Genomic DNA, 22,199 nt, shown 5'->3' on the forward strand with positions numbered 1-22,199 from the left:
TTCTGGATCACCATATGGATCGGGATGCACGCATTGAAAGCTGGATCTGGCGGTTGGCATCAATTTTGACCACCGGGCCATGGCCGGGATAGAGGGTTTCTACATCGATTTCTGCCAGTTTTTCTATGGATTCTGTGAGTTGTCTGGCTGAGCCACCTTCAAAATCCGTGCGTCCAAATCCGCCGGATGAAAAGACAGTGTCTCCCGAGAACAGGCTTTTGGAAAAAGGTTCGTAGAGACATATGCCTCCCGGAGTATGCCCGGGTGTGTGGATTATCTGTAGGCCTTCGATTTCGTCTAATTTGATCATATCTCCATCTTCATAGAGAATATCCGGCTCAATAGCAGGCGCCTTTTGTCCAAAGAATGTTGATACACTTCCCATATCATCTGCAAGCATGGGGCCATCTGCACGGTGGACACCGACCTTTGCTCCACTGAGTTCCACAAGCAGGGGCACAGCTGCTGTATGGTCATAGTGGCAGTGGGTCAGTATTATCAGTTCCAGTTTATTGAGGTCTATATGGCTTTCAATTTCCCGGGCAAGTCTTTCTCCATTCAATCCGGTATCGATGAGGATGCTGTCGTTTATAAGGTAGGAGTTTGCATCATTGGTGGTGGCATTGCATTGTATGACTTTCATGTGAATCCCTTTAGATTTTGAATGCATTGTAGGTATTTTTCCGAGTGGTTTTTGCCACATCGGCAGGCTTCATGTCCTTTATTTCTGCTATTGTATTTATTGAATCGACCAGGAATGCAGGTTCATTGCGTCCCTTGCGCGGTGAAAGATAAGGGCTGTCTGTTTCTATCAGCATGAGTTCTTCAGGTACTGTGGCAGCGATCTCTTTGTGATGGCTGGAGAAGCATACCAGAGGAGGTATGGATATGTAGTGGCCGGCATCAGTTATTTTTTCCATGGTCTCAAGGGATCCTCCGTAACAATGGAAGATTACCCGGTCCAGATGCCCTGCCATTTCAAGTGCTTCATCCTCGGCATCCCTGCCATGGATAACCAGCGGTTTTGCATGTTTCTCTGCAATCGTGATGACCTGTTTAAATACTTCCCTCTGTTTTTTGCGTAAAGGTTCAGCGGTGCAGTGATAATAGTCCATCCCTGCTTCTCCAATTCCTATGGCGGCCGGGGCATATTCATCAAGCTGGGAAAGAACTTCCAGTACCCTGTCTTTATCTGGACTGGTGGCTAGCATGGGGCTTAACCCTATTGTTGGGTGGATGCAGTCATGGGCTTTGGCCAGTTCAAGGGTTGAAAAGTTGGTTTTCAGATCAATACCCGAGTTGATCATTTCATCAGACCCTGCTTCTTTTGCACGGTGGATGACCTCTTCCCGATCCTTGTTGAACTTGGAAAAATCGAGATGGCAGTGTGAATCTATAAAATAAGGTAACATGTTCCTCACTTCTGGAGGAGCATGTTAATAGCGGTTACGAGTGCTTCAACGGATGCATATACAATATCTGCACTTGCAGAACGTGCGGATACTATCCGTCCGTTTTCATCCTGTACGCCGACTATCACTTCTGCAACGGCATCCGAACCTCCGGTTACCGCTTCAATACGGAAGTCATGGATGCTTATGGTGGCGTGTTCCCCGATTATACCGGTTACTGCCTTGAGTGCTGCATCAACAGGTCCGATTCCGATGTTTGAAAGAATCTTTTCTTCATCGTTAACCAGTGCTTTCACAACTGCTGTAGGTGTTGTGACATTACCTGTCATTACGGACAGCTCTTTGAGGTCGATTGCAGGTTTGCCCATTGGTTTGTGCATTACTGCACAGGCAATCGCATACAGGTCGGCATCAGTCAGCCGCTTGCCCTTGTCAGCTATTGTTTTGACCTTCTCTATGATGTGATTGAGTTGTTCATCATTGGGGTTAAGTTTAGCAGCTTCAAGGGATCTGCGTACTGCATGTTTACCAGCATGTTTGCCCAACACGATACGGCGCGTGTGTCCTACCATTTCCGGGGTCATTATGCCCGGTTCAAAGGTGTTCGAATTCTCGAGGACGCCGTGAGTATGGATTCCGGATTCATGCGCAAACGCATTCTCACCAACAACCGGACGATGGGCTGTAATAGGAACAGTTGTATAGCGTTCGACCATTCGTGCGGTTTCAACGATATATTCTGTATTGATATTCAGGCTGGCACCGTATATGGATTTGAGGCTCATGACCGTTTCCGCCAGGTCTGCATTGCCGGCTCTTTCCCCAAGACCGTTAATCGTCACCTGTGCCTGGTTTGCACCGGCTTCGATTGCCATCAGGCTGTTAGCTACAGCAAGCCCGAAGTCGTTGTGGCAGTGTGTATCTATGGGTATACTGATCTGCTGGCGAAGATCACTTATCATATTGTACATGCCCGACGGAGACATAACGCCCACGGTGTCGGGGACATTGATAATATCACAACCGGCTTCCTCTGCTGCCCTGTAGATTGCTATCAGGTAATCGAGGTCGGTTCGTGTGGCATCCATGGCAGAAAACATGCATCTCAGTCCGTGGTCTTTTACGTATCCCACAGCCTGGGTGGCCATTTGTTGTACTTCTTCACGACTTTTGCGTATGGTATGCTCCCTCTGGATGTCCGATGTGGAGACGAAGGCGTGCACCATGTCCACTCCCGCCTCTATACAGGCATCGATATCTTTTGTAAGCACCCGGGCAAGACCACAGACCTCTGAAGTAAGGCCTGCATTGGCTATTGATTTTACCGATTCTTTGTCTCCCTGGGATGCTATTGGAAAACCTGCTTCAATCGTATCTACCCCAAGCTTATCAAGCTGAGTTGCAATATTGAGCTTCTGTTTTGGGGTAAGGGATACACCAGGGGTTTGTTCCCCGTCGCGAAGAGTAGTATCAAAAATGGTTATTTCTTTATTCCTAATCGATTCAGCGCTGTAAAAAGCGATCCCTCAGTTGATTCTTCGCATACATGATAATTCCCGCAAATTACTCTGCTTTTCTAGTATTTATATTTGCGTGTTATTTATGTTTGTATTCAGGGAATCCATGTGAGATATCTTGTCACGAAATCTATATATATTATGATGGTATCTTAGGGCTGCTTTCGATGACCTGTTTCATGCGCGAACCTCGCTTGTTTGTCGTGTGAATTGGTTCGGCCTGGCCGGATCAGAAGGTTTATATACCAAAAGCAATATTCATGTGTTCCCGCACAGAACGTGTGTGGAAACATAATCACCTTCACTTTAATGGAGACAGGAGATAACAATTCTGTCTGACTCACGCAATGGCAGTTCGGTGAATTCTGATCGTTAGTATTTAGAATTCACTGTGCAGGGCCTTTAATCAGCATCCATGTTGTTTAATAGGTACCCTGCCAACAATTTCCTTTAACCTTCAAAAGGTGTGCTAGAAATATATTATAATTCTGGTTGATCCTGCCAGAGGTTACTGCTATCGGTGTTCGACTAAGCCATGCTAGTTAAATGTTCTTCGTGAACATAGCGGACTGCTCAGTAACACGTGGACAATCTGCCCTTGGGTTCAGCATAACCCCGGGAAACTGGGGATAATTCTGAATAGATCACATATGCTGGAATGCTTTGTGATTTAAAGATCCGTCGCCCAAGGATGGGTCTGCGGCCTATCAGGTTGTAGTGGGTCTAGAGTACCTACTAGCCAACGACGGGTACGGGTTGTGAGAGCAAGAGCCCGGAGATGGATTCTGAGACATTAATCCAGGCCCTACGGGGCGCAGCAGGCGCGAAACCTTTACACTGCGGGAAACCGCGATAAGGGGACACCGAGTGCCAGCATACAATGCTGGCTGTCCACATGTGTAAATAGCATGTGATAGCAAGGGCCGGGCAAGACCGGTGCCAGCCGCCGCGGTAACACCGGCGGCCCGAGTGGTAATCACTATTATTGGGTCTAAAGGGTCCGTAGCCGGTTTAATCAGTCTTCCGGGAAATCTGACAGCTCAACTGTTAGGCTTCCGGGGGATACTGTTAGACTTGGGACCGGGAGAGGTAAGAGGTACTACAGGGGTAGGAGTGAAATCTTGTAATCCCTGTGGGACCACCAGTGGCGAAGGCGTCTTACCAGAACGGGTCCGACGGTGAGGGACGAAAGCTGGGGGCACGAACCGGATTAGATACCCGGGTAGTCCCAGCCGTAAACGATGCTCGCTAGGTGTCTGGAATGGTGCGACCGTTTCAGGTGCCGCAGGGAAGCCGTGAAGCGAGCCACCTGGGAAGTACGGCCGCAAGGCTGAAACTTAAAGGAATTGGCGGGGGAGCACTACAACGGGTGGAGCCTGCGGTTTAATTGGACTCAACGCCGGACAACTCACCGGGGGCGACAGCAATATGTAGGTCAAGCTAAAGACTTTACCTGAATCGCTGAGAGGAGGTGCATGGCCGTCGTCAGTTCGTACTGTGAAGCATCCTGTTAAGTCAGGCAACGAGCGAGACCCGTGCCCACTGTTGCCAGCATATCCTTCGGGATGATGGGTACTCTGTGGGGACCGCCGATGCTAAATCGGAGGAAGGTGCGGGCTACGGTAGGTCAGTATGCCCCGAATCTCCCGGGCGACACGCGGGCTACAATGGTTGGGACAATGGGCTCCTACACTGAAAAGTGACGGTAATCTCATAAACCCAGCCGTAGTTCGAATTGAGGGCTGAAACCCGCCCTCATGAAGCTGGAATCCGTAGTAATCGCGTTTCAATATAGCGCGGTGAATACGTCCCTGCTCCTTGCACACACCGCCCGTCAAACCACCCGAGTGAGGTATGGGTGAGGGCGCGGACTAAGTGCTGCGTTCGAACCTAAATTTCGCAAGGGGGGTTAAGTCGTAACAAGGTAGCCGTAGGGGAATCTGCGGCTGGATCACCTCCTAAGCAAAAAAAACTTTCGATCAGAAACCGAAAAACTGCCATTGCAATCATATCATTTAATCCAACATCGTTGGGAAACCAAGGGCTTGTAGATCAGTTGGAAGATCGCTGCCTTTGCAAGGCAGAGGCCCTGGGTTCGAATCCCAGCAAGTCCATATTTAATGCACCAGGCAAGTAATTTTGCCCGGGAAGGATGGATGTGCTCTTTCTGACCAAGGAGAGCACGATGAGATCGTGTATAAGTTGCATACCTGACGCTTACTGGAGTAAGCAAACGGATAATGGCATTTATGCCAGCAGGTGAATGGCTCGGCTCAAGGACCGATGAAGGACGTGTCAAGCTGCGATATGCCTCGGCTAGGCGCATGAAGCCTATGAACCGAGGATTTCCTAATGAGACCTCTTGACCTTAATGGTCGATCAGTAATGATCGGGAACGTTCCGAATTGAAACATCTTAGTAGGAACCGGAAAAGAAATCGAAGAGATGCCGCTAGTAACGGCGAGTGAACACGGCAAAGTTCAAACCGAATCCCTCTGGGAACAGAAGGGAAATGTGGTGTGGAAGGACTTTTCCAAGGATCCCATCTCATAGAGACCGAATTTGACTGGAACGTCAAACCACAGAGTGTGATAGTCACGTAGGTTAATATGAACGGATCTGGAATTGTTCCAGAGTACCGTGCGTTGGATATCGCGCGGGAACCCGGGAGGCATCAACTTCCAAAACTAAATATCTCTTGAGACCGATAGTGAACTAGTAGGGTGACCGAAAACTGAAAAGTACCCCAAAAAGGGAGGTTCAAAGTGCCTGAAACCTGTTGGTTATGGAACGATATGGCATGAAAGGATCTGCGAAATGAAGGAAACAGTCGCGAGGCTGCTGTACGAGTTTCGTTGCCGATGTCATATCTTACGTTTTGAAGAACGGGCCAGGGAGTGTATTTCAATGGCGAAGGCTAACCGAAAGGGGAGCCGAAGCGAAAGCAACAAGCATGCAGTCTTCGGACAAGATGCGGCGTATACAAGTGCGTGGAGTCATTGGAATACGACCCGAAGCCGGGTGATCTAGGCGTGGGCAGGTTGAAGCGTGGCGAAAGCTACGTGGAGGACCGCAAGCGGTACTGACCTGCAAATCGTTCGTGTGACCTGCGTCTTGGAGTGAAAGGCTAATCAAACCCGGCATCAGCTGGTTCCTTCCAAAACATGTCGTAGCATGACCTAACTGGAGATAGTCGGTGGTGTAGAGCACTGATTGGGGATCCCGGGGGAGAAATCCCTCGCTCCCCTGTCAAACTCCAAAACTACCGTCGTCTGAGAAAGTTGGAGTCCGGGCTACTGGGGTAAGCTTGTAGTCCGTAAGGGAGAGAACCCAGCCCGTGGTTAAGGTCCCTAAGTGTCGACTAAGTGTTAAAGATAAAGGGTGTCCCAGGCCCTAAACAGCTGGAAGGTTAGCTTAGAAGCAGCTACCCTTTAAAGAGTGCGTAACAGCCCACCAGTCGAGGTCTGGGGCCCCGAAAATGGACGGGGCTCAAGTCGACCACCGATACCACGGAGTACCGAAAGGTAATCTTGTAGGAAGGCGTTGCGTTCGGGCAGAAGCAGGGTTGTGAAGTCCTGTGGACCGTACGGAAACGAAAATCCTGGTAATAGTAGCAGCATAGTCAGGTGAGAATCCTGACCGCCGAAGGGGCCAGGTTTCCTCGGCAATGATCGTCAGCCGAGGGTTAGTCGGTCCTAAGACGTACCGTAATTCGAGTACGCCAAAAGGGAAACAGGTTAATATTCCTGTACCGTTTAGCATTAAACTGACGTCTCAGGGCAGGTTGAGCAGCGTTGTCGCGCTGTCTAAGCATCGAACCCCGTGGAGAGCCGTAATGGCGAGAAGCGGGCGAATATGTTATTGCGAAAGTCAACTGCACCCCGGGACCCGTGAAAAGGAAGCTAAACGACCGTACCAAGATCTGACACTGGTGCCCCTAGCTGAAAAGGCTAAGGCGTGTCGGAATTAATCTGGCTAAGGGAATTCGGCAAATTGGCTCCGTAACTTCGGGAGAAGGAGTGCCTGCCATGAAGATGGCAGGTCGCAGTGACCAGGGAGCTCTAACTGTCTAATAACAACATAGGAGATCGCAAACCCGAAAGGGCTAGTACGATCTCTGAATCCTGCCCAGTGCGGGTACCTGAAACTTCGGTCCAACGGAAAGAAGGGCCCGTAAACGGCGGGGGTAACTATGACCCTCTTAAGGTAGCGTAGTACCTTGTCGCTTAATTGGCGACTCGCATGAATGGATCAATGAGAGCTCTACTGTCCCTAGCCAGAATCCGGTGAAGCTTACATTCTAGTGCAAAGTCTAGAGACCTCTAGGGGGAAGTGAAGACCCCGTGGAGCTTTACTGCAGCCTGTCGTTGGGTTGTGATTTCGGATGTACAGTGTAGGTAGGAGGCATCGAAGCCCGTGCGCCAGCATGGGTGGAGCCAACAATGGGACACTACCCTTCTGAAGTCGCGACCCTAACTCCGCAAGGAGGACCCCGATAGGTGGGCAGTTTGCCTGGGGCGGGACGCCCTTGAAAAGATATCAAGGGCGCGCAATGGTTGACTCAAGTGGGTCGGAAACCTGCTGAAGAGTGCAAGAGCATAAGTCAGCCTGACGCGATTTAGCATAGCAATGGATCGCGAGACGAAAGTCGGTTCTAGCGAACCTTTATGTCCTGCTTGATGCGGGCTAAAGCTGACAGAAAAGTTACCCCGGGGATAATTGTGTCGTTGCCGGCAAGAGCACATATCGACCCGGCAGCTTGCTACCTCGATGTCGGTTCTTTCCATCCTGGCCGTGCAGCAGCGGCCAAGGGTGAGGTTGTTCGCCTATTAAAGGAGATCGTGAGCTGGGTTTAGACCGTCGTGAGACAGGTCGGTTACTATCTACTAGAGGTGTATGTGGTCTGAAGGTAAGTTGCTTTTAGTACGAGAGGAACAGGGCAACGGCGTCTCTGGTCGATCGGTTGTCTGACAAGGCACTGCCGAGCAGCTACGCGCCAAAGAATAAGAGCTGAAAGCATCTAAGCTCGAAATCCAACCTGAAAAGAGACCACTGTAAGGATTCCGGTAAAAGACCGGTTTAATAGGATCGGGATGTAAGCACTAAGGAAACGAGGTGTTAAGTCCGCGGTTACTAATAATCCGTGCCGATTCCAATTGCTTATTCCAGGCGAAATCAGGTATGTAATATGAAAAAATACACGGTCAGATGAAACGCAAAGTTTATGACGGTTGCGTCATAGAATCACGCTTCGCACATGACCAATGTGCCAAGGTGGCGGAGCGGCTACGCAATCGCCTGCAGAGCGATTCCATCCCGGTTCGAATCCGGGCCTTGGCTTTCATCCATCTCATATAAGTTGAGAACAGCGGCCATAGCGGCAGGGTAACTCCTGTACCCATCCCGAACACAGAAGATAAGCCTGCCAGCGTTGTATACGGTACTAAAGTGCGAGAGCCTTTGGGAACTATACATCGCTGCTGACTCAACTTATTGACACTTACTTACTTATTCTGAATTCTGATTTTTTAAACATCTTTCCTGAAAGTATTAATCCGATAGAGAAATCAATGACAGATATAAAATATTATAACGATCATAACTTGAGTGGATACTAACTGGACAGTAAAGATATATTGGATATAGAACTATCTTCTACTACGGGGTAGTTTCGTGACAATATCATCAATTATTTTTGTTTATAATGCAGATAGTGGCCTATTTAATGAGATGAAAGATTATGTCCATAAAATAGTCTCACCTGCCAGTTATGGCTGTAATTTGTGTGCAATCACCTATAGCAGCACAGGTATGAAAGATGAATGGAAGGTTTTTATCGAACATCTCGCCGTTCCGATCCGGTTCTTTCACAGGGATGAATTTGTTGAAAACTATGGAAATATGGAACCATCCTTCCCATGTGGGTATATCGAAACGGAAAATGGCCTTGAGCTCTTTATATCTTCTGAGGAAATGAATAAACTGAACAATATCAAAGAACTCAAGACACTTGTCAGAACAAAAATAAACGGCATTTTGGACTGATAATATGTCATTTAACGTTGAAACCATAAAAAATTATATGGTTCTGACAAGGATTGGTAACTCGGTGTTTGCAACATTTTCTGTATTTCTTGCCGGTATCCTTTCTGAAGACCTGAGTGGTCATGTTATTGAATATATGCTGGCAGCATCGGTTGCAATTTTTCTTTTCATGGGTTCCTTTGCAATCAACGATTACTATGATCGTTTTGCAGACAGGCTAAATGGGAAGATGGCACGTCCCCTGGTACACGGTAATTTATCGGAAAAAAAAGCCCTGCAGGCTGGCCTGCTTTTTCTGGCCATTTCCCTTCTCCTATCTGTACCACTGGGACCTGTAATTCTGATTTTCATAGGTTTGAACATAGTGGTATCATTACTATACAGCATGCGCCTAAAAAAGATATTCCTTCTGAAAAATATCTCCATCGCTTATTGTTTCATGGCAACCATTCTGTTTGGTTCCATTATTTCTGATGTTGAAATAGAGCCTCTGGCAGGTTACTATATGCTTATGGCATTCCTTGTAGGTTTGGGTTATGAAATAATGATTGATATCCCTGATATGGAAGGTGACCGTGCCTGTGGAATCAGTACCCTGGCATGTTGTGTTTCTCCCCGTTTTGCCGCAGCGGTATCCTCTGCCATATACGTGGTGGTTTTTCTTCTGGATCCATTGCCCTTTTTTGTGCAAATCCATCCGGCCCTTTTCTATGACCTTTTATTCCTTGTGCTGATCCTGCCGGTATCCTTGATGTACATCTTCATATCCAGATCGCTGCTCAATAATCCCTCGCGGGAAAATACTTTGGGTATCAGGTCCAGGACTCTTGCAGTAATGCAGGTGGGATCTGTTGCTTATCTAGTAGGTTTTATCATGTAACTTCCACCATTATCTATAATTGTTATTGGATACAATGTCTGGATGGGGTATAATAATATGAAAGAATATGACTTGATTATCGTAGGTACTGGCTCGGGTATGAATTATGTGGGGTCCATCCTCCAGCAAAATCCGGAAATGAAAATTGCTGTTGTGGATAAGGATGAACCAGGTGGTATATGTTTAACACGGGGCTGCATTCCTTCAAAGATGCTTTTGTATCCGGCTGAACTTGTACGTGAAATAAATTCAGCACAGAAACTTGGTATTTCTGCAAAAATTGAAGATATTGATTTCAAATCTATAATGGACAGAATGAGAAATGCCATTCACTCAGACATTGCCCTGATACGTGAAGGGCTGGAGTCTGATGATGTAATGGATTATTATCATGGTGTTGCCCGGTTTATTGCACCGTATACTCTGAAGATCGGGAATGAAACTCTCAAAGCCCCAATGATTTTTCTCTGCACAGGTTCAAAGCCCTTCATGCCACCGATTGAAGGTCTGGATAAAATTGCATATCTTACAAGTGATGAAGTACTGAATATGGAATCCCTCCCTGAAAGTCTTGTAATTGTGGGGGCCGGCTACATAGCAGCTGAATACGGACACTTCTTTTCTGCCATGGGCTGCAAGGTCACTGTTATTGGCAATGGTCCGCGGGTTCTGCAACAGGAAGAGCCCGAAATCTCCAATCTTGCAAAAAGGAAGATGGAGCAATATTTAGATATCCATACTGGATACAGGGTTGTCAGTGTAAGGGAATATAATGGAATGAAAAAGGTTACTGCGATAAATAGTGAAGGCGATGAGATAAGCATTGAAGCCGAACAAATCCTGTTGGCTGCAGGCAGGGCTTCTAATTCCGACATCCTTCATCCCGATAAAGGGGATGTTGGTACCGATGAAAATGGCTGGATCAGAGTTAATGGAAATCTTGAAACAACCTGCAAGAATGTCTGGGCTTTCGGGGACTGTAATGGACAGCATCTTTTCAAACATGTCGGGAATTATGAGTCGACTGTTGTATTCCAGAATGCTATTCTCAGACAGGACATAAAGGTGAGTTATCATGCCGTACCTCATGCTGTATTTTCCTGGCCTGAGATAGCAGGTGCGGGGTTAAGTGAAGCAGAAGCAATCGAATCTTTCGGTGAAGAAAGTATTTCGATTGGTTTTGAAGAATTCGAAAATACAGGTAAAGGTCTTGCAATGGATTTGCATGATTATTTCGTGAAAGTAATTATTGAGGACAACACTCAACAAATCCTTGGAATCCACATTATAGGGCCTCAGGCATCGGTACTTATACATCAGGTAATACCCTTGATGTATGTGGATGGTCCCCAGACTCATCCGCTTGTACATTCAATGGATATACATCCTTCCCTAAGTGAAGTTGTGAAAAGAGCTTTTTATTCTCAATACTCCATAGGGGAGTATCATATGATCCTTAAGGAAAAAGGGATTGAAAAATCTTAAAATCGGAATACTGCCCTCCTTTTTCAGGAGGACAGTTGCATAATCGCTTCGGCCAAATCGCCGTTGGCATTTTTGAGAGCTTCTTTTGCTTTTTCTTCAGACACACCGGTCTGTTCGGTGACAAGCCTGACATCATCCTCGGGGATTTCAACTTCCCTTGCTACTTCCTCAGGAGTGCCGACGATTTGGTATGTGTCGACTCCCTGTGCATTCATGATGCTTACATTTGCATCATTGAATACAATATCTTTGTCAGGGGTACGGATGATTACCTGTTCCACATCGGAAATTTCATCTACACTAATTCCCATCTGTTTCATCATCTGTTTCATCTTTTTTGGGTTCATACCCTTGCCGCCCATTCCTGGAATCATATATCATGTCTCCTTTTAAGGATGATGTCTATTACTTGCAGTTATATATAACTTAGTGGCAACTGCCGCCGCATGAACCGCATCCACTCATTTCACTGGGATTGTCGATGACAAATCCATTGCCCTGAGGGGTTTCTATGAAGTCGACTGTAGCTTCGGAAAGTTCTTCATTGATGTCATTTGCCATCACGATTTTAATTTCTTTGTCGGTGACAGTAACATCATCTTCTTTGGTTTCATTGTCAAGTGCCATACCATACTGTACGCCACTGCAACCCATTCCTGCGACAAAAATCCTCAATGCGTGATCTTTCTTGTCTTCCGATTCCATCAGGGTTCTAAGTTCTGTTGCTGCCTTTTCTGTTATCTCTATCATGTGTTCTCTCCTTAAGGGTCCGCTATGGTCCCTTTAGCAATGGGTCATATATATAAATTTTTCCTATATATATTGTTCGCTCCAGTATGAACAATTCACATTATTTCCACATCGTTATCGACCGGATTTAACAATACTTCCCCATTAGTAGCGTTTATTTCCACCGAATTTCTTTTACCCTTAGCTTCCCATACGGGCAAATAAACGATCTCAATTTCCATTTCAATCTCTTTTTTGGAAGGAGAAATCCGTTTGTGTTCGGAAATTATAGCTTCGCCTATAGTGTTATCGAATTTGACATCCCGGGTGTATTGGTCAATAATTCTTTCATAGATAGCTTTGGTGGCCTCTTCTTTTGTAACGATTGGGGCTTTAACCTCATAGTCGCTGACTTCTACCTCTATCTGATTATTTATTCCAGGCAGGTCCAAATCCTCAAAAATTTCATTCATTGAATTAAAGTATCCCTCTCCATCACCTTCTATGTCTATTATCTTGGAGCGGAATTGTCTCTGTGCCTGAATATCATAAGTATATTTCCACAAAGGTACAAACTTGAGTGCCGCAGTCGTGACATCTCTTTGATGTGGTTTTGCAATTGATATCGCACGCTCGCCGGTAATATTTACAGGGGCACTGCGCAAGTCGATTACCTTGTTTTCAACTGAAGGTATCGTCTCAACGTCAGATTTCACCTTAGGTTTGCTTTCAATTGCTCTATTTTCCACTTCCTTCTTGGTGCCAGCAAACATATTTGGTTTCTTTTTCTTGTCATCAGCGATGATATATTCTTCTGTGGCTTTTTCGACCGGGGTACTTTGTTCTCCCAGTTCAATACTTTCCCCCTCGATGTCTGCCAGCACAGCGTTACCGATCTGGTATGCAAGTTCTTCCCTGTCCCATACAATAACCCCTTTTTGCTTTGCAAATTCAATTTGTTCCTCAGAGGCATTTCCTGTTGCTACTATAAGGCCAGCCCCGTCGCGGATGTTGTATGCAAAATCTTCAATATATGATGTATTCAGGAGATTACTGAATTTTATGTACATTTTCTTTTCATCTTTTTCTGCGATCAGGTCAGCGATACTGGAGTCCACTATCCTGTATCCAGATGATGTGAAAATGTCCTTCAATATTTGTGTAACGTTTTGTTTCATTTTTCCACCAATTTAAGTTATGAATTTTAAAGTACCCTCGTAGTAGTTTCAAGCTCAATTCCTTTCTCGGTTACATTGTAGGGAATTGTCCGGTTTAAGGGGATCATACCTCTCATCTTACGAATCAATATGGACCTCTCGATTTCACTTCCCCTTTCCCGCATTCTGAATTCAATGACACCATCACAGACATTTTTCAGATTATTTTCAACTATATTGTCATGCATGCCAGCGGTCATTGTTATCAAATGAACGGCACCTGTAGCTTTTCCTACAGATGATATTATCTCGATTGTATCTACTACATTATTAAGCTCATAAGCTCGCAGGAAATAAGATATGGAATCTATAATTCCCCTGTATTTTTCTTTTCTCTCTTGTGTAGCAGTTGCTTTGAGAAGATTCATAGGATCTGTATTTTGTTTTATGAAATCTTTCGCAGAAAGGGATTCTGAATATGATTTTGGGAGGACATTATAAAAGCGCAGGCTGTAGGCGTCTACGAAATTCATAGTTCCGCTTTCAATGTAATCATCTATGTCCCATCCAAAATTTTTCATTTCAGAGGTTATTTCGGAAACCGGCTGTTCTGATGTCAGGTAATAAACGTTTTCCTCATCAGTTAGTCCCCCATAAGCAAATTGCTGGGCAAATATTTCCGAGCTGGCTCCGGGTTCTGCAAGTAATAGAATAGTACTTCCCCGCGGCACTCCACCACCCAGCTGCACATCAAGTCCCAGTATTCCTGTGCGTACTTTTTGTGCCATGTTTTCATCGAAAGCGTAATCCATGTAATCACCGCAATATCAATTATAAATTTAAATCTCCAATCTTTTTATATATTCATTCCTCTTAGTTTTTATAGTTATAGTTTTATTTACGGTGATTCGATGATAGCTATAGATGACCTGAAATTCAAAGATAACCTTATCCCGGCAATTGTGCAGGACCATGAGACCGGGGATGTATTGATGTTTGCATACATGAATCGCGAATCCCTTGAAAAAACTCTTGCTAGTGGTATTGCACATTACTGGAGCCGCAGTCGGGGGAAGTTGTGGAAAAAAGGGGAGAGTTCGGGCCACATTCAATATGTAAAGGACATCCTTGTAGATTGTGATATGGATACCCTGCTCCTGAAAGTAAGACAAGATGGGGGCGCATGCCATGTGGGTTACAGGTCATGTTTTTACAGGAATATTAAGGGAGATATAGTTGGTAAAAGGGTTTTTGATCCTGATGATGTTTATTGATCCGTAGTCATGATGCAATTAAATTAAATATCTTCGTATCATAGCAATAATTATGGATAATCCTAAAGCTCTGAAGATCGTACCCGATACAAGCGTAGTTATAGATGGCCGTATTTCCCAAAAGGTGAAGGAGGGAGAGTACAGGGGATCAAAGGTTTTGATTCCCGAAGCTGTAGTGGCCGAATTGGAAGCCCAGGCAAACAGGGGGCTTGAGATCGGGCAAAAGGGGTTGGAAGAGCTTAATCAGCTTAATCGGTTTGAACAGGAAGGTCTTATAGAGATTGATTTTGTGGGGCAGCGTCCCAACCTTGAGCAGGTGCAACTTGCAAAGGGAGGGGAAATAGATGCCCTTATACGATCAACTGCAGAGGATTTTGATGCGCTTTTTGTTACGGGGGACAGGCTCCAGGCGGACTTTGGTCGTGCCAGGGGGCTGGAGGTGGAGTACATTCATCCACCATCGGCTGAGTTAATTCCTCTGCACATAGAGAATTTTTTCACTGATGAGACGATGTCGGTACACCTGAAAAATAAAGTATCCCCGATGGCCAAAAGAGGCAGTATTGGGGACGTAAGATTTGAAAAAATCCGTGATGAACCCTGCAGCTATGGTGAACTGCATCAGATGTCTAGGGAACTTCTGGAGAGGGCCCGGGCTGACAATGAATCTTTCATTGAAATGTCTACGGGCGGGGCTTCCGTTTTGCAGATTCGTAATATGAGGATTGCTATCTCCCAGACACCATTCTCGGATGATATTGAAATTACAGCTGTGCGTCCGGTAGCCTCTGTGAAATTCGATGAATACAGGCTCAGTGAGCAGCTTAAGGAACGTGTGGATATGCAGAGAGGCGTCCTGATCTCAGGACCTCCCGGTGCGGGGAAGTCAACTTTTGCAGCCGGGCTTGCTATATATTTGCATGAAAGTGGTTATGTTGTAAAGACTATGGAATCCCCCCGGGATCTTCAGGTGCCCCGTGAGATTACCCAGTATGCTCCCCTGGATGATGATATGGCCAATACGGCAGATGTCCTTTTGCTTGTGAGACCGGATTATACGATTTATGATGAAGTAAGAAAAAGCCGGGATTTCGGTATTTTTGCCGACATGAGGCTTGCGGGTGTGGGCATGGTCGGTGTAGTACATGCCAACAGAGCGGTAGATGCCGTACAGCGTCTGATAGGAAGGGTCGAGCTGGGCGTGATTCCGCAGGTAGTTGATACAGTTGTATTTATTGAAAAAGGAGAAGTTGCAAAGGTCCAGATACTGGATTTCACTGTAAAGGTTCCTTCTGGTATGACAGAAGCTGATCTTGCAAGGCCGGTAATCACAGTGTCGGATTTTGAAACAGGCAAAGTGGAGTATGAGATTTACACCTATGGTGAGCAGGTAGTTGTGATGCCTGTTGCCCTGGAATTCAAGAAACCTGCCTGGAACCTGGCCGAAGGTGAAATACGTGAGGTTGTGGAAAATTATGCCAGTGGTCCGGTAGAAGTGGAAATGGTAAATGACAGTAAGGCTGTTGTAAGGGTTTTTGAACATGATGTGCCAAAGGTAATAGGAAAGGGAGGTTCTGTGATTGACCGCATTGAAAAGATGCTGGGGGTACATATCGATGTACGCCAGTTTGACGGTCAGTCCAAAAAAGAATCCCCTATGGAAGTCAGGCCCGTTGTCGAACATACGAAGAAACACGTTGTCCTTTCAGCTCCGGAGCTGGCCAAGACCGATGTGGAGGTTTTTGTCGGTGAACAATATCTTTTCACTGCAACCGTAAGCAGGCACGGGGATATCAAGGTGCGTAAAGGTTCTCCGATTGCCGATGAGATTGTTGATGGAATCGACGAGGGTTACCCTGTATTAATAAAAATATTGTAAATTCAATTGTTACATTTTTGAATATATGGTGAGGAGCCCTTCAAGGATTACATATCCTTTTTTTGATATATAGTAATCTCCTCTTTCTCCCTGCTGGAATATCATCTCTGAATCCAGGAGTTTTTGCAGGTGGAACAGGAGATTACCTCCTCTCAGGTTGGTGATTTTGGATAATTCTGAAAATCCTCTCGGACTTCCTGCTACGGCTTTTATTATGGCTAATCGCTGTTTGTTTGCCAAAGGTTCACAGATCGCAGGTACTATTTCGACGGGTATTTCGTCTATCTTTTGTTCCTTCTCCTGACGGTCATATATTTGCAGGGATTGCATTACATCTACCTGCTTCTGGTAGAGGTTATTTACATGTGAAAAACACTGGTCGCACATTGGCATGTTCGTCATTTTGCGCAGGTTCTCTATCTCTTTCCAGTATTTTTCAATGGTATCCTTCTTCACATTATCTTTGCTTATAAGATAGGATGTCTCTCCCAGAAGTTCATTGAACTTTTGTTCACAGAAGTCCCGCATCTTGCAATCCCTGGCCATTTTTTCCTTCAGGCACGATTCGGCATCTTTGCTTATGTATTCAATCAAAACTCTGGAAAAATTCTTTTTGAGGTCGGCTGCAAGTTGTTCAACAATATTCCGGTTGGAATTTTCAAGGAAGCGGTTGAATTCCATCCTCATTGAAGTGATTTCCTGTTTTATTTCATCAAGTTCCTGATGGGTGGGGGGCTGGTTGCTTTGGTTTTTTATGTCATTCACGTTATCCATATCCCGATTTAAGGTTATTTTACTGTACAAAAGCGTTTCTTGTACATTTTACTAACGATCAAGTATATATTTATACATTTCCTACTGGAAAGTGGTGACATACAATGTCTGTAAAAGAAGATATACACGCACAGATAAAAGGCGCCCTTGAGGGTGCACAGTTTCCTATCAAAACTCCTGAAGCCCTTCTGGCAGCTTTTCCTGCAGGGGCAGACACAACCTGTAAGTCCGGAGATGTTGAGATTACCGCCGGTGAAGCAGGTGGCTTGCTTCAGGAAAGCGATTTCCCGTTTACCAGTGCCAAGCAGGTAGCCGATTTACTTGTTGACAGGGCAGGCCTGTAAATCAGGGGATTACGTCTAATCTCTCTTTTCCTTATTTTCCTTCCTGTCTTTTTTACCCGGCAAACCATCATCCTAATATATAATTATCAACAATTTACACAGCCGGGAGTTATTGTTATGAAAGTTTCTATTATAGGTTCAGGTTATGTGGGTTCGGTTACAGCAGCCTGTTTTGCCGAACTGGGTCACGAAGTCATCTGTATAGATATTGATGAAGAAAGGGTAAGGCAGCTCAATGATGGTTATCCTCCTGTCTGGGAAGAGGGGCTGGAAGGGCTTATGAACAAGCATGTGGGCAAACGCCTGATCGCCACTTCTGATTATGATTATGCTGTACAGAACTCGGATATATCTTTTATCTGTGTGGGTACACCTTCCTCAGATAACGGTGAGATTGACCTTTCGATAGTCGCCGCTGCAAGTAAGAGTCTTGGGGAATCAATTGCTTCCAAAAATGCTTATCATACTGTAGTGGTGAAAAGTACGGTGATACCCGGTACAACAGAAAATGTAGTTCGTTCCATTCTGGAAGACTATTCCGGCCGTAAAGCGGGGGACACTCTTGGGCTTGCCATGAATCCTGAATTCCTGCGTGAAGGCCGTGCTGTTCATGATTTCCTGAATCCCGATAAAATAGTGGTAGGCTCCCTTGACAGACGTTCCGATTCCCTCGTATCCGACCTTTACAGGGATATTGATTGTGAGGTTACCAGCGTAAATATACGTACAGCAGAGATGATCAAGTACGTGAATAATGCTTTTCTGGCCACAAAGATATCTTTTGCCAATGAGGTGGGCAACATCTGTAAACGCCTGGATATTGATACATATCAGGTGATGGATGCTGTAGGCAGGGATTTCCGTATCAATCCGGCTTTCTTGAATAGTGGGGCGGGTTTTGGTGGCTCATGCTTCCCCAAGGATGTCCGTGCCCTGATTGGAAGTGCAAAGGATATGGATTATTATCCTTCCCTGTTGGAATCAGTAATCGAAGTTAATGAACTGCAACCCCTCCAGATGGTTGAGATTCTCGAGGATAAGCTACCGCAGATCAAAGATAAAAGGATTGCCGTGCTGGGTCTGGCTTTCAAGAATGACACCGATGATATACGTGAGTCCCGCTCGATTCCCGTTATCAGGAAATTGTTGGAAAAAGGAGCGGCTATCCATGCCTATGATCCCCTTGCCTCTGATAACATGAAAAAAATCTTCCCCGACATCACCTATACATCCAGTGCACAGGAAGCTCTTGAGGGTGCACAGGCTTGTCTGCTGATGACTGAATGGGACGAGTTCAGAAAACTTAACACTGAATTTGATTCGATGGATAGGAAACTCCTGATCGATGGGCGCTATCTTCTAGACGCTGAAGAACTGGAGGATGTGGAGTATGAGGGGTTATGCTGGTGAGCATTGTTCGATACATTGATGTATCAAAACCCTTTTTTTATCTGACATGAAAAAAATAACCATCATTGATTATGGCCTTGGCAATCTCAGGAGTGTCCAGAAAGGGCTGGAGCATGCCAAAGCTTCTGTAAATATCTCTATAGACCCTGCAGACATCGAGAACAGTGATGGGGTCGTGCTACCCGGTGTAGGGGCGTTCAGTGATGCCATGCGCAACATCGAGCCGTTCCTGGATATTCTTTATGATTATGTTGAATCAGGCAAACCCCTGCTTGGAATTTGCCTGGGTCACCAGATGCTTATGACAGATTCCGAGGAAGGAGGAATGCGGGATGGGCTGGGTTTCATTCCCGGCAACGTTATTCGTTTTCCCCATAGTAAACTTAAAGTTCCACATATGGGATGGAATTCTCTTCATATAACACAGCAACATCCTATATATGAGGGCATCGAGGATGATTCCTATGTCTATTTTGTGCATTCCTACTATGTGAGTACTGATGATGATCATACCCTTGCCTCATGTGATTATGGTGTGGAGTTTGCGGCATCTGTTGTTAACGAGGGGGGTAATGTAATAGGAACCCAGTTCCATCCGGAGAAAAGCGGTGAAGTTGGGTTGAGAATATTAAGTAATTTTGTTAAAATGTGCTGAGGATTAATCATGGATATTGAAGGCTATGCCAGGCATGCCCTGCTTCGTGGAGAAGATGGGATTGCCGATAAACTTGCAGAACGTATCATGGAAATAAAGGACACTGACAGACAACATGCTATTGCACTGGCAAAAGCAGCCGTTGAAGAAGCCAGGGCAACTCTGGATGTAAAGGGCGATATACTATCCCCGATCACTTCAGGAGTAACCATGGGTAAGTTCGGGGTGGGTTCCAGAGGCATCGGCGATTTCTATGCCCATGAAAAAATTGCCGAGGTAATAGGCAGCACCAAAGCTGCAGTAGACAGCACTCATCTGGATGATTCCGGAGCTGTACAGATGGAAGGAGGGGATTTCCTCATAGTCACAATCGATGGCATCCACTCCAGATTGAGTGATTTCCCCTTCCTTGCCGGTTTCCATGTGGCCAGGGCTTCTTTAAGGGATGTTTATGTAATGGGTTCCAGGCCTCTTGCCCTGCTTTCGGATATCCATGTGGCCGATGACGGGGATGTAGCAAAGATATTCGATCATGTCGCAGGTATCACTGCGGTATCGGAACTTACAGACATCCCTCTTGTGACCGGAAGTACCCTGCGTATTGGAGGGGATATGGTAATCGGAGATCGAATGACCGGTGGTGTCGGTGCTGTGGGTGTTGCTTCTTCGATGACTGCAAGGGAAAGAGCTGAAATCGGGGATGTGATTCTCATGACCGAAGGTGCAGGCGGCGGAACTATTTCTACAACCGCTCTCTATTACGGGATGCATGATGTGGTGGATGAGACTATCAATATCAAGTTCCTCCAGGCATGTGAGGCACTCCTTGAAAAAGACCTGGATAAAAAAGTACATGCCATGACCGATGTTACCAACGGAGGGGTGCGCGGTGATGCAAAGGAAATTTCAAGGACTGCAGGAGTCAAGCTTGTCTTTGAAGAGGAAAACATGCGTGAGCTCGTAAATCCCCGGGTATTCGGGATGCTTGAAAGTCTCAATATAGATTATCTGGGTGTATCCCTGGATTCCCTTCTCTTAATAGTCCCTCCTGAACACGAGCAGGAAATTCTTGAAACCGTGCAAAATGCCGGTGTCGATATTGCAACAGTTGGTTACGTTGAAAAAGGACAAGGTGCCGAGCTTGTGATTGACGGGCAGCGCCGGGACTTCACTCCACGCTTCCGTGAATCTGCCTACACACCAATTAAGAAGATGGTTGGAGATACAACTCCCGATGATTTCGAGGCAATGAGCAAAGCAGTTGATAGGGCTGCTGAAGAAGCGATATCCAAAAAGAGACGTATTGTGGAGATGTTGGGGAAGCAGTGATTACTTCCCCTTGACTTTACGGACAATGAGTACGGGTCCGTCTTTTTCCAGTATTTCCACTTTTTCTTCCGGGTTGATAATGTCTTCTGAGCGGGCTTTCCAGTATTCTCCGCTATATCGTACATAACCCGGATTCCCTTCGGATATGGAATCTATCGCTTCGGCAATTTCACCGCTCATTTCTTCGCCTATAATCGGCTTGCGTCCCTTGGCCTGTACCACTTTGTATATTGCAAAGGCAAAGAAGAGGCCAATTAAGACGGTGGGTACTATTACAAGATACATCATATTCCTCTGTACGTCTGCCGGCGTATACCAGCGAGGGAAATCCATGGGTATCAGGAATATACTGCCTGCTATCAGGCATATTATTCCTGCAATCCCGAATATTCCAAATCCGGGCGCCTGCAATTCGAGGATAAGCAGGACCACCCCCAGGCCAATAAGAAACAGTGCTGCTACATTGACATCGAACCCCATACCTATTAATCCCAGACTGATGAGTATGGCACCGAATATTTCCGCACCTGCCCCCGGGCTGGAGATTCCCAGGACAATGGCATAAATGCCTATCATAAGCAACAGGGATGATATAATTGGATTGGATATTATGTTCATAAGGTACAGGTTCAGGCCAGGTTCATAATTGACAATGTCCGCTCCCGAGGTATTGAGCTGTCTTTCCTTGACAGTTTCACCGTCCACCTTTTCAAGCAGATCGGGGATATTTTCTGCTATATACTCGACAACATTGCTGTTTTTTGCTTCCTCAGCGTTTAGATTGAGATTTTCAGTGATAAATAACTCCGCAGCGGTCACATTCCTGTCATGCTTGCTTGCTTTTTCCTTGGATAGGGCTACGATGGCATTTATTATCTTAGAATCGTTGATGGGCTCTGAGCCACCGGCAGGGGATGCCTGTACAGGCTGGGCCGAACCAATCACTGTGAATGGTGCCATGGCAGCGATATCGGTGCTGATAAGGATCAGTGTGCCGGCAGACCATGCTTTTGTCCCTTCGGGATATACGTAGCCGATTACAGGCACAGGTGAGGCATCAATGCTCTCTATTATGTTGAGGGTTTCCTGCAGACCTCCTCCCGGGGTATTCAGGGTAATTATCAGTGCTTCATAATCTTCAGTTTCAGCAATTGCAAGTGCATTGTTAACCATATCATCGGATACCGGTGTGATGGAATCTGACATCTCCAGTACCAGTACTTTTTCACAGCTTGCATTTGATGCGGCTGATGTCAATAGTAAAAATGCAAAAAGAAATAGGAAAAGGGCCTTTACCCTCATGGCTCCT

At 45.8% G+C, this 22,199-nt stretch carries 18 protein-coding genes, 2 tRNA genes and 3 rRNA genes; 14 read left to right on the top strand and 9 right to left on the bottom strand.

Annotated features, from left to right (window positions below):
• Positions 1-7: 7 nt before the first annotated feature.
• The 3 genes from BHR79_RS03970 to BHR79_RS03980 are packed head-to-tail and all read right to left on the bottom strand — an operon-like array spanning position 8 to position 2,935.
• Positions 8-643, bottom strand: coding sequence for an MBL fold metallo-hydrolase (locus tag BHR79_RS03970; protein ID WP_072561168.1), 636 nt, complete (start codon positions 641-643; stop codon positions 8-10).
• Between the two features lie 10 nt (positions 644-653).
• Entirely contained in the window at positions 654-1,412 is a 759-nt protein-coding gene (locus BHR79_RS03975; protein WP_072561169.1) for a TatD family hydrolase, read from the bottom strand.
• Positions 1,413-1,417: 5 nt separating this feature from the next.
• Positions 1,418-2,935: a 2-isopropylmalate synthase gene (locus tag BHR79_RS03980; RefSeq protein WP_449288779.1), complete on the bottom strand. Its 1,518-nt coding sequence runs from the start codon at positions 2,933-2,935 to the stop codon at positions 1,418-1,420.
• A 479-nt stretch (positions 2,936-3,414) separates the two neighbouring features.
• On the opposite strand from BHR79_RS03980, the gene BHR79_RS03985 reads away from it, so the two are divergent.
• The 8 genes from BHR79_RS03985 to BHR79_RS04020 all read left to right on the top strand — a co-directional run bounded on the left by BHR79_RS03985 (position 3,415) and on the right by BHR79_RS04020 (position 11,339).
• Positions 3,415-4,889, top strand: a 16S ribosomal RNA gene (locus BHR79_RS03985).
• A gap of 81 nt (positions 4,890-4,970) precedes the next feature.
• Positions 4,971-5,043, top strand: a tRNA-Ala gene (locus tag BHR79_RS03990).
• Positions 5,044-5,164: 121 nt separating this feature from the next.
• A 23S ribosomal RNA gene (locus tag BHR79_RS03995) occupies positions 5,165-8,085 on the top strand.
• A gap of 112 nt (positions 8,086-8,197) precedes the next feature.
• A tRNA-Cys gene (locus tag BHR79_RS04000) sits at positions 8,198-8,269 on the top strand.
• Positions 8,270-8,293: 24 nt separating this feature from the next.
• Positions 8,294-8,415 (top strand): 5S ribosomal RNA (gene rrf / locus BHR79_RS04005).
• The 16S, 23S and 5S rRNA genes sit together here with 2 tRNA genes alongside, the layout of an rRNA operon.
• Before the next feature lie 187 nt (positions 8,416-8,602).
• A complete protein-coding gene (locus BHR79_RS04010) occupies positions 8,603-8,974 on the top strand; it encodes a hypothetical protein (protein WP_083433026.1) in 372 nt (123 codons plus the stop codon).
• A 4-nt stretch (positions 8,975-8,978) separates the two neighbouring features.
• On the top strand, positions 8,979-9,854 hold the full coding sequence (locus BHR79_RS04015; protein WP_072561171.1) for a UbiA family prenyltransferase: 876 nt from the start codon (positions 8,979-8,981) through the stop codon (positions 9,852-9,854).
• A gap of 57 nt (positions 9,855-9,911) precedes the next feature.
• Positions 9,912-11,339, top strand: coding sequence for a dihydrolipoyl dehydrogenase (locus BHR79_RS04020; protein WP_072561172.1), 1,428 nt, complete (start codon positions 9,912-9,914; stop codon positions 11,337-11,339).
• Positions 11,340-11,362: 23 nt separating this feature from the next.
• Here the strand turns inward: BHR79_RS04020 and BHR79_RS04025 are convergent, their stop codons facing one another.
• The 4 genes from BHR79_RS04025 to BHR79_RS04040 all read right to left on the bottom strand — a co-directional run bounded on the left by BHR79_RS04025 (position 11,363) and on the right by BHR79_RS04040 (position 14,037).
• Entirely contained in the window at positions 11,363-11,713 is a 351-nt protein-coding gene (locus tag BHR79_RS04025; protein ID WP_072561173.1) for a nascent polypeptide-associated complex protein, read from the bottom strand.
• A gap of 52 nt (positions 11,714-11,765) precedes the next feature.
• Complete coding sequence (locus BHR79_RS04030) at positions 11,766-12,089, bottom strand: HesB/IscA family protein (protein WP_013038371.1); 324 nt, start codon at positions 12,087-12,089, stop codon at positions 11,766-11,768.
• A 95-nt stretch (positions 12,090-12,184) separates the two neighbouring features.
• Positions 12,185-13,246 carry a hypothetical protein gene (locus BHR79_RS04035; RefSeq protein WP_072561174.1) on the bottom strand — a complete coding sequence of 354 codons (1,062 nt, stop codon included), beginning with the start codon at positions 13,244-13,246 and terminating at the stop codon, positions 12,185-12,187.
• Positions 13,247-13,272: 26 nt separating this feature from the next.
• Positions 13,273-14,037, bottom strand: coding sequence for an RAD55 family ATPase (locus BHR79_RS04040; RefSeq protein ID WP_072561175.1), 765 nt, complete (start codon positions 14,035-14,037; stop codon positions 13,273-13,275).
• A gap of 99 nt (positions 14,038-14,136) precedes the next feature.
• Here BHR79_RS04040 and hisI point away from each other — a divergent pair, with 99 nt between their 5' ends.
• On the top strand, positions 14,137-14,499 hold the full coding sequence (gene hisI, locus BHR79_RS04045) for a phosphoribosyl-AMP cyclohydrolase (protein WP_072561176.1): 363 nt from the start codon (positions 14,137-14,139) through the stop codon (positions 14,497-14,499).
• 52 nt (positions 14,500-14,551) lie between these two features.
• Positions 14,552-16,378 (top strand): PINc/VapC family ATPase, encoded by a 1,827-nt coding sequence (locus BHR79_RS04050; RefSeq protein WP_072561177.1) that lies wholly within the window; start codon positions 14,552-14,554, stop codon positions 16,376-16,378.
• Between the two features lie 9 nt (positions 16,379-16,387).
• On the opposite strand, the gene BHR79_RS04055 is transcribed toward BHR79_RS04050, so the two are convergent.
• Entirely contained in the window at positions 16,388-17,152 is a 765-nt protein-coding gene (locus tag BHR79_RS04055; protein ID WP_072561178.1) for a winged helix-turn-helix domain-containing protein, read from the bottom strand.
• 104 nt (positions 17,153-17,256) lie between these two features.
• Between BHR79_RS04055 and BHR79_RS04060 the strand changes: the two genes are divergently transcribed.
• The 4 genes from BHR79_RS04060 to BHR79_RS04075 all read left to right on the top strand — a co-directional run bounded on the left by BHR79_RS04060 (position 17,257) and on the right by BHR79_RS04075 (position 20,890).
• Positions 17,257-17,496 (top strand): MTH865 family protein, encoded by a 240-nt coding sequence (locus tag BHR79_RS04060; RefSeq protein ID WP_072561179.1) that lies wholly within the window; start codon positions 17,257-17,259, stop codon positions 17,494-17,496.
• Between the two features lie 117 nt (positions 17,497-17,613).
• Positions 17,614-18,906: a UDP-glucose dehydrogenase family protein gene (locus BHR79_RS04065; RefSeq protein ID WP_072561180.1), complete on the top strand. Its 1,293-nt coding sequence runs from the start codon at positions 17,614-17,616 to the stop codon at positions 18,904-18,906.
• A 46-nt stretch (positions 18,907-18,952) separates the two neighbouring features.
• On the top strand, positions 18,953-19,561 hold the full coding sequence (gene hisH, locus BHR79_RS04070) for an imidazole glycerol phosphate synthase subunit HisH (RefSeq protein ID WP_072561181.1): 609 nt from the start codon (positions 18,953-18,955) through the stop codon (positions 19,559-19,561).
• Positions 19,562-19,570: 9 nt separating this feature from the next.
• On the top strand, positions 19,571-20,890 hold the full coding sequence (locus BHR79_RS04075; protein ID WP_072561182.1) for an AIR synthase-related protein: 1,320 nt from the start codon (positions 19,571-19,573) through the stop codon (positions 20,888-20,890).
• Here BHR79_RS04075 and BHR79_RS04080 read toward each other — a convergent pair whose 3' ends face one another.
• Positions 20,891-22,192, bottom strand: a complete 1,302-nt coding sequence (locus BHR79_RS04080; RefSeq protein WP_072561183.1) for an NfeD family protein — start codon at positions 22,190-22,192, stop codon at positions 20,891-20,893.
• Between the last annotated feature and the right edge of the window lie 7 nt (positions 22,193-22,199).

The sequence above is a fragment of the Methanohalophilus halophilus genome (assembly GCF_001889405.1).
Classification (GTDB): Archaea; Halobacteriota; Methanosarcinia; order Methanosarcinales; family Methanosarcinaceae; genus Methanohalophilus; species Methanohalophilus halophilus.

Excerpts from the sequence above, each read along its gene's own strand:
- BHR79_RS04015 (WP_072561171.1), top strand. The coding sequence starts at position 8,979 with ATGTCATTTAACGTTGAAACCATAAAAAATTATATGGTTCTGACAAGG.
- BHR79_RS04035 (WP_072561174.1), bottom strand. The coding sequence starts at position 13,246 with ATGAAACAAAACGTTACACAAATATTGAAGGACATTTTCACATCATCT.
- BHR79_RS04025 (WP_072561173.1), bottom strand. The coding sequence starts at position 11,713 with ATGATTCCAGGAATGGGCGGCAAGGGTATGAACCCAAAAAAGATGAAA.
- BHR79_RS04030 (WP_013038371.1), bottom strand. The coding sequence starts at position 12,089 with ATGATAGAGATAACAGAAAAGGCAGCAACAGAACTTAGAACCCTGATG.
- hisH (WP_072561181.1), top strand. The coding sequence starts at position 18,953 with ATGAAAAAAATAACCATCATTGATTATGGCCTTGGCAATCTCAGGAGT.
- BHR79_RS03975 (WP_072561169.1), bottom strand. The coding sequence starts at position 1,412 with ATGTTACCTTATTTTATAGATTCACACTGCCATCTCGATTTTTCCAAG.
- BHR79_RS03970 (WP_072561168.1), bottom strand. The coding sequence starts at position 643 with ATGAAAGTCATACAATGCAATGCCACCACCAATGATGCAAACTCCTAC.
- BHR79_RS04040 (WP_072561175.1), bottom strand. The coding sequence starts at position 14,037 with ATGGATTACGCTTTCGATGAAAACATGGCACAAAAAGTACGCACAGGA.
- BHR79_RS04055 (WP_072561178.1), bottom strand. The coding sequence starts at position 17,152 with ATGGATAACGTGAATGACATAAAAAACCAAAGCAACCAGCCCCCCACC.
- BHR79_RS04050 (WP_072561177.1), top strand. The coding sequence starts at position 14,552 with ATGGATAATCCTAAAGCTCTGAAGATCGTACCCGATACAAGCGTAGTT.
- BHR79_RS04060 (WP_072561179.1), top strand. The coding sequence starts at position 17,257 with ATGTCTGTAAAAGAAGATATACACGCACAGATAAAAGGCGCCCTTGAG.
- BHR79_RS04020 (WP_072561172.1), top strand. The coding sequence starts at position 9,912 with ATGAAAGAATATGACTTGATTATCGTAGGTACTGGCTCGGGTATGAAT.
- hisI (WP_072561176.1), top strand. The coding sequence starts at position 14,137 with ATGATAGCTATAGATGACCTGAAATTCAAAGATAACCTTATCCCGGCA.
- BHR79_RS04075 (WP_072561182.1), top strand. The coding sequence starts at position 19,571 with ATGGATATTGAAGGCTATGCCAGGCATGCCCTGCTTCGTGGAGAAGAT.
- BHR79_RS04065 (WP_072561180.1), top strand. The coding sequence starts at position 17,614 with ATGAAAGTTTCTATTATAGGTTCAGGTTATGTGGGTTCGGTTACAGCA.
- BHR79_RS04080 (WP_072561183.1), bottom strand. The coding sequence starts at position 22,192 with ATGAGGGTAAAGGCCCTTTTCCTATTTCTTTTTGCATTTTTACTATTG.